This window comes from Micromonospora sp. NPDC003776, assembly GCF_053605645.1.
Window position 1 is genome coordinate 1 of record NZ_JBSGJR010000291.1, and the last position, 8,306, is coordinate 8,306.

An 8,306-nucleotide genomic window follows, 5' to 3' on the forward strand; every position below is an offset into this window, starting at 1 on the left:
CGCGGCGCACCGCCGGACCGCTGTCACGTACGCGGTCGGGGTGGCCGTGGTGCAGGCCGGCTGGCTGCTGCGACTGCTCCTGCCGCACGAGGGCGGCCTGCCGGTGTTCCTGGTGCTGGCCCTGGCCGACCTGCTGGTGCCGGCGCTGGCCGAGCGGCACGGGATGACCACCTGGCACCCGCACCACATCGCCGAGCGGTACCAGCTGTTCACCCTGATCGTGCTCGGTGAGGTGGTGCTGTCCACCTCGCTGGCGATCCAGGGCGGGATCGACGCTGGCAACGCCGGCCTGTGGTCGCTGGCCGCGGCGGGTCTGGTGATCGTCTTCGCCGTCTGGTGGCTCTACTTCGACCGGCCCGGCCCGGTGCCGCCGCTGTCCCTGGGGAGCGCGCTGTTCTGGGGCTACGGCCACTACCTGATCTTCGCGGCGATCGCCGCGCTGGGTGCCGGGCTGGCCGTGGCGGTCGACCACGACCTGCACGCCGCGCACGTCTCCGGCCGGGTCGTCGGCTACGCCGTCGCCGTCCCGGTCGCCGGCTACCTGCTCACCCTCTGGGCGCTGCACCTGCGGGCCAAGCGCGGCCTCGGCCGGGCGCTCTTCCCCGCCGCGGCGCTGCTGGTGCTGGCGGCACCGTGGCTGGCGGCGCCGGTCGACGTGATCGCCGGCGTGCTGCTCGTGCTGGTGGCCGTCACGCTGGTCCAGCGGCACCGGCCTCGGACCAGAACCGCCTGACCAGGGCCTCGAACTCGGCGGCCCGTTCGATCTGCGGCATGTGCCCGCAGTCGGCGAAGAGGTGGGTGCGCGCCTGCGGGAACCGGGCGCGCGCGTTCGCCAGGTGGCGCGCGGGCAGGACCAGGTCGCGCTCGCCCCAGACCACCAGGGTGGGCAGGCCGAGCGCGGCCACCGCGTCGAGCAGCTCGGCCCGCCACTGCGGGCGTACGCCCCGCCAGGTGCCCAGGCTGCGGACCAGCTCCAGCATCACCCGGGCGGCGTGCGGCTGCCCGGCCGCGGCCAGCGCGGTGGCGACCCGCGCCTCGGTGACGTACGCCGGGTCGTGGAAGATGGCCCGCTCGGTGCGCCGGGCGATCGCCGGGTGCGGCCGCAGCAGCAGCCGGGCGAAGGGCAGCGCCAGCAGCCGCAGCGCGAAGGTGACCTCCTTGCCGAAGCCGGCGCTGTTGACCAGCACGAGGCTCGCCGCCCGGGCCGGGTCGTCGACGGCCAGCCGCATCGCCAGCGCCCCGCCGAGGGAGTTGCCGACCAGGTGCGCGGGCCCGGTGACCCCGACCGCGTCCAGCACCTCGGCCACCGAGGACGCGAGCGCGGGCAGGCTGTGCGGCCCGTCCAGCGGCGCGGAGCCGCCGTGGCCGGGCAGGTCCACGCTGACCACCCGGTGGTCCCGGGCCAGGCCCTGGTGCTGGTCGGCGAAGTCGTCGAGGGTGCGGCCGATGCCGTGCAGCAGGACCACGGGCGGGCCGTCGCCGGCGACGCGGCAGCGGACCCGCCGCCCGGCCACGGTCAGTTCGTCGGCGCGCACGAGGCTCACGCCGGCCGGCCCGGCTCGGCGGGCGTGGCGGCCTCGGGGGCGGGGCGCGGGGCCGGCACCGCCGCCGGTTTCGGCCGCATCCCGAGCGCCAGGAGCCTGCCGTACGAGGCGGGTGCGACCCGGGCCAGCAGGTCGGGCAGCTTGGCCGACCAGCCGATCAGCACCCGGCCGCGGCGGCGCTCGACGCCCCGCAGGATCACCTCGGCGGCCCTGGCCGGGTCGATGGAGAGCAGCTTCTCGAACTGCTTGCGGCCGGCCTCGTACTCCTCACGGGAGACGCCGCTGCCGACCCGCGCGCTGGCCGCGATCCGGGTGCGGATGCCGCCCGGGTGCACCGAGGTGACGCCGACACCGTCGTCGACCAGCTCGTGCCGCAGCGCCTCGGTGAAACCGCGGACGGCGAACTTGCTGGCCGAGTAGGCGGCCTGGCCGGCGGGGGCGATGATCCCGAAGAGGCTGGAGAGGTTGACCAGGTGGGCGCCGGGCTCCGCCTTGAGCGAGGGCAGCAGCGCGTGGGTCAGTCGGACCAGCGCCCGGAAGTTGATCTCGATGACCCAGAGGAACTCCTCCAGGGTGACCTGGTCGAACCGGCCGCCGAGCGCCACCCCGGCGTTGTTGATCAGCAGCCGGACGCGGGGGTGCGCGGCCCGGATCTCGGCGGCCACCCGGTCGGTGGCCGCGGCGTCGGCGAGGTCGACCAGGTGGGTCTCGATCCGCCGGTCGGGGTGGGCGGCGCGGATCGCCGCCACCACGGCGTCGAGCCGCTCGGCGTCCCGGTCCAGCAGCACCAGGTCGGTGCCGCGCCGGGCCAGGCCGTGCGCCAGCGCCTCGCCGATGCCGCTGGCCGCGCCGGTCAGCACCGCCGTGCCGCCGGAGAAGACGAAGTCCTTCATGCCGGTCCTCCTGGTCAGCCGACGCGGGCGGCGGGCTCGGTGGCGGTGGCCCGGGAGAAGCGCACGCCGTCGGTGAGCGGGCCGCGCCGCATCAGCCGTACGTCCCGGGGATAGTTCTGGTGCAGCCGCCACGGCGCCCGGGGCCCCTGCTTGGGCAGCTGGTCGACGGCGCGCAGCACGTACCCGGACTTCAGGTCGATGATCGGTACGAGGTCGTCCGTGTCCGGGGCGAGCGGGGTGACGATCTGCTGGCCGGTGGCGTCCAGGTGACGCAGCAGCCGGCAGACGTAGGTGGCGACCAGGTCGGCCTTGAGGGTCCAGGAGGCGTTGGTGTAGCCGATGGTCATGGCGAAGTTCGGCACGCCGGAGAGCATCATGCCCTTGTAGGCGACGGTGCGGGCGAGGTCCACCTCGGCGCCGTCCACCGCGATCGTCATGCCGCCGAGGGCGAGCAGGTTGAGCCCGGTGGCGGTGACCACGATGTCGGCGGGCAACTCGGTGCCGGAGGCGAGCCGGATGCCCCGCTCGGTGAAGGTGTCGATGGTGTCGGTGACCACCGCGGCACGCCCCTGGCTGACCGCCCGGAACAGGTCGCCGTCGGGCACCACGCAGAGCCGCTGGTCCCAGGGGTTGTAGCGGGGCGAGAAGTGCCGGTCGATGTCGTACCCGACCGGCAGCTGGCCCTTGGCGGCCCGGCGCAGGAACCTCTTCACCAGGCGGGGAGCGCGGCGGCTGAGCTGGAAGTTGGCCACCCCGAGCGCGACGTTCTTCCAGCGCACCACGGTGTACGCGGCCTTCGCCGGCAGCCGGCGGCGCAGCGCGTCGGCCAGCGCGTCGCGCGAGGGCAGCGAGATGACGTACGTGGGTGAGCGCTGGAGCATGGTGACGTGCGCGGCCCGTTCGGCCATCGCCGGGACCAGGGTGACCGCGGTGGCGCCGCTGCCGATCACCACCACCCGCTTGCCGGTGTAGTCGAGGTCGGTCGGCCAGTGCTGCGGGTGCACGAGCCGACCGGCGTAGCGCTCGACGCCGGGCAACTGCGGGGTGTAGCCCTCGTCGTAGCGGTAGTAGCCGGAGTTGGTGAAGAGGAACCCGCAGGTGAGGACCACCTCCTCGCCGGTGTCGTCGCGGCGGGCGTGGACCGTCCACCTGGCGGTGGCGCTGTCGAACTCGGCGCGGACCACCCGGTGGTGGAAGCGGATGTGCTCCTCGACGGCGTACTCGCGGGCGGTCTGGCGCACGTACTCGCGGATGGAGTCGCCGTCGGCGATCGCCTTGGGGTTGGTCCACGGCTTGAACGAGTAGCCGAGGGTGTACATGTCGGAGTCCGAGCGGATGCCCGGATAGCGGAACAGATCCCAGGTGCCGCCGATGGCGCCGCGCGCCTCCAGCACCGCGTACGTCTTGCCCGGGCACTGGCGTTGCAGGTGGACGGCGGCGCCGATGCCGGACAGCCCGGCACCGACGATGAGGACGTCGACGTGGTCGGAGGCCATGGCATCTCTCCGTTTCGGGCGGCGGTCGACCGGACCCTATCCACCTGTGTCGACGGCAGTCAACACCCTGTCGAGTGGCATCGACAGGGTGTTGAGCGGGTGTAGCATCAGCCGACATGACCACCGCCCGCACGCCGACCGGGACCGCGCGGACCCGCGGGCGGCGCCCGGGCCGCTCCGCCGGTGACGACCGGGAGCTGGCCATCCTCGCCACCGCCGAGCGGCTGCTGGAGCAGCGCGCCTTCGGCGACATCTCCATCGACGACCTGGCGAAGGGCGCCGGCATCTCCCGGCCCACGTTCTACTTCTACTTCCCGTCCAAGGACGCGGTGCTGCTCACCCTGCTCGACCGGGTCACCGAGGAGGCCGACGCCGCCGCGGGTGACGTGCTGGACCGGCTCGCCGAGGACCCGCGCGCCCGCTGGCGGGAGCTGATCGCCCGGTTCCACGCGACCTTCGGCGCGCACCGGGCGCTGGTGCTGGCCTGCGCCCAGGTACGCGGCACCAACGCCGAGGTGCGCCGGCTCTGGGCCGAGGTCCTGGAACGCTGGGTCCGCGCGGTCCAGGCGGCGGTCGAGGGCGAGCGCCGCCGCGGCGCGGCCCCGGACGGGCTGCCCGCCCGGGACCTCGCCATCGCGCTGAACTCCATGAACGAACGGGTCTGGTACGCGACCTTCGCCGGGGACGGGCCGGCGGTGGCCGAACCGGACGTGGTCGACGTGCTGCTCGACGTCTGGCTGACCGCGATCTACCGGACCACCGCACCACCCCCGCCCTGACCGGTGCCCCGTGCCCGGGCACGGCCCTGCCACCGGTGCGCGGCGCCGCCGGCGTCCCGGCGCAGTTTGCCCGGTCGACCACCATCACCAGGTTCGATCCCGCGCGTCCCGGTGGCGGCCGGCCGCCGAGGCGACCGGCCGCCGGGCGGCTACCGCGCTCGCGCACGCCAGTCGGCGAGGCGGGTGGCGGCGATCCGGGCGCCGTCGCTGGGAACCAGCGACCGTTCGGTCGGCACGGCCCCGAAGTACGCCGCACCGGGATCGGTCACCACCTGACGCGGGTCGGCACGCTCCGCCAACGTGGTACGGCCCAGCTCGTCGAGGCGGAACTCTTCCGGCCCGGCGACGTCGACCACCGCCTCGGTCGGGGCACCGATCGCGACGTCGGCGACCGCCGCCGCCACGTCGTCGGCGGCCATCGGCCGGATCAGCACGGGCGCGAGGTGCACCGTGTCGCCCTGCGTCGCGGCGTCGACGATCCCGGGCACGAACTCGAAGAACTGGGTCGCCCGCACGATGGACCAGGGCAGCCCGGACTCCCTGATCAGCTTCTCCTGGGCGGCCTTCGCCCGCAGGTAGCCGCTGTCCGGCATCCGGTCGGCTCCGACGATCGACAGCGCGACGTGGTGACGCACTCCGGCGGCCGGCTCGGCGGCGAGCAGGTTGCGGGTGGAGGTCTGGAAGAACTCCAGCACCGCCGCGTCCTCGAACGACGGCGAGTTCGACACGTCGACCACGACGTCCGCGCCGGCGAGCGCCTCGGCCAGCCCTTCCCCGGTCAGCGTGTTCACCCCGGACTTCGGCGAGGCCGCCACCGCCTCGTGCCCCTGCCCGCTGAGGATGGCCACCAGCTTGCTGCCGATGAGTCCCGTGCCGCCGATGACGACGATCTTCATGTCGGACCACTCCCTGTCTGCCCCGCGCCGCCGCGCGCCGCTCCGTCCGCCCCCTCAACCGGCGGACTCGCGGCTCCGTGACCTGACCCGCCGGGTTCCCGGAAATGGCGGTCACTACCGGCCGCTATCCCGCCATCTGCGGGCGAGCGGAGGACCGGGTGAAGTCCATGATCCAGTTCGTCTCCCAGGTGCGTTCGCCGTCGGTGGAGAATGCCTGCTCCCACCGGCAGGAGGTGGACGTGATCCCCGACCAGATGAACCGACAGCGGATCGGCCGCCCCTCGTCGGTGTCGTCGCCGTAAAAGGTGCCGACGCCGTCGACGAACCGGCCCACCACCGGCGGCAGCTCCAGGACGCCCCGCCGGCTGTTCATCCAGTAGATCGACCAGAGCCCGGTCGCCGCGTCCCGGATGCGGACCGTCGATCCGGAGAAGCCCCGGGTCGGGAAGCGGATCTCGTCGAAGCTGCCGGCGCCGTCGAAGAACGAGTGGGCGACGCTGGTGCCGGGGAACTCGTCCCAGTCGTCGCTGCCGACGTGCCGCTTGGTCAGCCGCCGGTTGGTCACGTCCCAGCTGCCGACGAAGAAGTCGAAGTCGCCCATCAGAACCCCACCGGCCCCTCGGCGCGGGTGTCCGCGAGGTAGCCGGGCAGATCGGGCTCGTCGAGCGCGAGCACGTGCCGGACCCAGGCGGTCCGCTCGTGCTCCAGCACGCCCAGCTCCCAGACGCAGCCCACGCCGGGACGGTCCAGCGGGACGAAGTGCGCCGGGTCGTCGTCCGGACAGTCCAGGGCGGGCTGACCGGCGATCGCGATGCGGCACTCCACCACGTTGTCGAAGAACCAGCTGTACGCCAGCAGGTACGCGCCGGTGTCCGCGCCCCGGTGCAGCACCACCCAGCTCGCCGGCGGGGTGCCGCCGTCCGACTCGGGCAGCAGCTTCGGCAGGTACGCGTACGCGGCGTCGACCACCGCGGGTTCGAGCCGGCGTTCCGGCTGGTCGATGTGGTAGCGCTTGACGTGCCGGCCGGCGACCTCGAGGGTCCCCGGCACGGTCAGTTCCTTGTCGTGGAAAGCCATGCCGGGACGCTAGAACGTCTCCCCTGACAGCTACTGTCAGCAGAATGCGGGCCAGTCGTCTCCTGTCCATCCTGCTGCTGCTGCAGACGCACGGCCGGCTCACCGCCGCCGAGCTGGCCGAGCGCCTCGAGGTGTCGGTGCGCACCGTCTACCGGGACGTCGAGTCGCTGCACGCCGCCGGCATCCCGCTGTACGGGGAGGCCGGCCACGCCGGCGGGTACCGGCTCGTGGACGGCTGGCGGACCCGGCTGACCGGGCTCACCGCCGAGGAGGCCGACCGGCTGCTGTTCGCCGGGCTGCCCGGCCCGGCCGCCGAACTGGGCTACCAGTCCGTCGTCGCCACCCTGCAACTCAAGCTGCGCGCCGCCCTGCCGGCGCCGCTCGCCGACCGGGCCGCCCAGCTCCAGCAGCGCTTCCACCTGGACACCCCGGGCTGGTACTCCGACGGCGACCCGTCGCCGTACCTGGCCCCGACGGCCGACGCGGTGTGGCGGCAGCGGCGGATCCGGGTGCGCTACCGCAGCTGGACCGGCGAGGTGACCCGGGTCCTCGAACCGTACGGCCTGGTGCTCAAGGGCGGCCGCTGGTACGTGGTGGCCGCCCGGCCGGACCGGCCCGAGCCGGCCACCTATCGGGTCAACCAGATCCTCGACCTCACCCCGCTCGACGAGCCGTTCGAGCGGCCCGAGTTCGACCTGCCCGGCTGGTGGCGGGCGCACGTGGTGCAGTTCCGGTCCCGGCTGCACCGGGACGAGGCGACCATTCGGCTCTCGCCGCGCGGGCGGGAACGCCTGCGGGAGATCGCCAGCGACGCCGTGGTCGCCGCCGTCGACGCCAGCGCCGGGCCGGCCGGCGAGGACGGTTGGGTGCGGGCGGTCGTACCCATCGAGTCGCTCACCCACGCGCACGGCGACCTGCTCCGGCTCGGCGCCGAGGTGGAGGTCCTCTCCCCCGCCGCGCTGCGCGACCGCCTCGCCGACACCGCCGAACAGCTCGCCGACCTCTACCGCCGGTCGTCGGCTGCGCCGGCCTGACCGCCGAGCGGCAGCCGCAGGACCGCCGCCCCGGCGACCGCGCCGAGTGCCTGGCAGGCGGCGACGCCGAGGAGCAGGACGCCGGCACCGAAGCCGGTGAAGGCGCCGGCGATGGCCGCGCCGCCGGCGGCGGCCGTCGTCTTGAGACCGGCGCCGATGGTGAACACCTGGGTGTGCACGCCCGGCGGCGCCTCCCGGTCCCGCACCGCGAGCACGGCGCAGAACAGCGGACCGTTCAGGATCCCGACGAGGAGGAACAGCACCAGCACGAGCCAGAGCGCCGGCGCGACCGGCACCAGCGCGTACGGCACCGCCATGGCGAGCAGGCAGGCCAGCACCACCCGCTCGGGCGGGTGCGAGCGGATCGGGAACCGCGCGTACCAGAGGGAGCCGGCCAACCCGCCGAGCGACGCGGCGGTCAGGAACAGTCCGGTGTACGCGGTGTGGTGGAACCGCCCGGCGAGCAGCGCCGCGACGACCGGCAGCGCGCCGACGCCGAGGTAGCCGACGCTGCTGGCCAGGGTCACCGCGCCGAGCCGGGGCCGCCGCCACAGCAACGGCACGGCGCCGAGCGGGTTGCGCCGGCC

General features: G+C 74.3%; 10 protein-coding genes. 3 read left to right on the top strand and 7 right to left on the bottom strand.

From position 1 onward, the window contains the following. The coding region (locus ACWEVO_RS22030) for a low temperature requirement protein A (RefSeq protein ID WP_452309410.1) at nt 1-733 on the top strand (733 nt) is incomplete at its 5' end. Here ACWEVO_RS22030 and ACWEVO_RS22035 read toward each other — a convergent pair. Genes ACWEVO_RS22035 through ACWEVO_RS22045 form a run of 3 tightly spaced genes read right to left on the bottom strand, consistent with a single transcriptional unit; the run spans nt 690 to nt 3,933 of the window. Beyond that, nucleotides 690-1,544, bottom strand: a complete 855-nt coding sequence (locus tag ACWEVO_RS22035; protein ID WP_452309411.1) for an alpha/beta fold hydrolase — start codon at nt 1,542-1,544, stop codon at nt 690-692. The genes ACWEVO_RS22030 and ACWEVO_RS22035 overlap by 44 nt on opposite strands. Continuing rightward, entirely contained in the window at nt 1,541-2,437 is an 897-nt protein-coding gene (locus tag ACWEVO_RS22040; RefSeq protein WP_452309412.1) for an SDR family NAD(P)-dependent oxidoreductase, read from the bottom strand. The genes ACWEVO_RS22035 and ACWEVO_RS22040 overlap by 4 nt, the downstream gene beginning before the upstream one ends. A gap of 14 nt (nt 2,438-2,451) precedes the next feature. Further along, complete coding sequence (locus tag ACWEVO_RS22045) at nt 2,452-3,933, bottom strand: flavin-containing monooxygenase (protein WP_452309413.1); 1,482 nt, start codon at nt 3,931-3,933, stop codon at nt 2,452-2,454. Between the two features lie 116 nt (nt 3,934-4,049). Here ACWEVO_RS22045 and ACWEVO_RS22050 point away from each other — a divergent pair, with 116 nt between their 5' ends. Beyond that, nucleotides 4,050-4,712 carry a TetR/AcrR family transcriptional regulator gene (locus tag ACWEVO_RS22050; protein ID WP_452309414.1) on the top strand — a complete coding sequence of 221 codons (663 nt, stop codon included), beginning with the start codon at nt 4,050-4,052 and terminating at the stop codon, nt 4,710-4,712. Between the two features lie 149 nt (nt 4,713-4,861). On the opposite strand, the gene ACWEVO_RS22055 is transcribed toward ACWEVO_RS22050, so the two are convergent. From ACWEVO_RS22055 to ACWEVO_RS22065, 3 genes are all read right to left on the bottom strand, one after another. Continuing rightward, nucleotides 4,862-5,608, bottom strand: coding sequence for an SDR family oxidoreductase (locus ACWEVO_RS22055; RefSeq protein ID WP_452309415.1), 747 nt, complete (start codon nt 5,606-5,608; stop codon nt 4,862-4,864). Nucleotides 5,609-5,732: 124 nt separating this feature from the next. Beyond that, nucleotides 5,733-6,209: a hypothetical protein gene (locus tag ACWEVO_RS22060; RefSeq protein WP_452309416.1), complete on the bottom strand. Its 477-nt coding sequence runs from the start codon at nt 6,207-6,209 to the stop codon at nt 5,733-5,735. Further along, on the bottom strand, nt 6,209-6,685 hold the full coding sequence (locus ACWEVO_RS22065) for a hypothetical protein (protein ID WP_452309417.1): 477 nt from the start codon (nt 6,683-6,685) through the stop codon (nt 6,209-6,211). Before ACWEVO_RS22065 ends, ACWEVO_RS22060 begins: the two co-directional genes overlap by 1 nt. Nucleotides 6,686-6,729: 44 nt before the next feature. On the opposite strand from ACWEVO_RS22065, the gene ACWEVO_RS22070 reads away from it, so the two are divergent. Further along, complete coding sequence (locus tag ACWEVO_RS22070; protein ID WP_452309418.1) at nt 6,730-7,719, top strand: helix-turn-helix transcriptional regulator; 990 nt, start codon at nt 6,730-6,732, stop codon at nt 7,717-7,719. On the opposite strand, the gene ACWEVO_RS22075 is transcribed toward ACWEVO_RS22070, so the two are convergent. Then, a partial coding sequence (locus ACWEVO_RS22075; protein WP_452309419.1) for a hypothetical protein occupies nt 7,689-8,306 on the bottom strand: 618 nt, incomplete at its 5' end. The genes ACWEVO_RS22070 and ACWEVO_RS22075 overlap by 31 nt on opposite strands.

Bases quoted from the DNA above. Each gene is read 5' to 3' on its own strand.
- ACWEVO_RS22065 (WP_452309417.1), bottom strand. From the start codon at position 6,685: ATGGCTTTCCACGACAAGGAACTGACCGTGCCGGGGACCCTCGAGGTC.
- ACWEVO_RS22050 (WP_452309414.1), top strand. From the start codon at position 4,050: ATGACCACCGCCCGCACGCCGACCGGGACCGCGCGGACCCGCGGGCGG.
- ACWEVO_RS22040 (WP_452309412.1), bottom strand. From the start codon at position 2,437: ATGAAGGACTTCGTCTTCTCCGGCGGCACGGCGGTGCTGACCGGCGCG.
- ACWEVO_RS22060 (WP_452309416.1), bottom strand. From the start codon at position 6,209: ATGGGCGACTTCGACTTCTTCGTCGGCAGCTGGGACGTGACCAACCGG.
- ACWEVO_RS22055 (WP_452309415.1), bottom strand. From the start codon at position 5,608: ATGAAGATCGTCGTCATCGGCGGCACGGGACTCATCGGCAGCAAGCTG.
- ACWEVO_RS22045 (WP_452309413.1), bottom strand. From the start codon at position 3,933: ATGGCCTCCGACCACGTCGACGTCCTCATCGTCGGTGCCGGGCTGTCC.
- ACWEVO_RS22070 (WP_452309418.1), top strand. From the start codon at position 6,730: ATGCGGGCCAGTCGTCTCCTGTCCATCCTGCTGCTGCTGCAGACGCAC.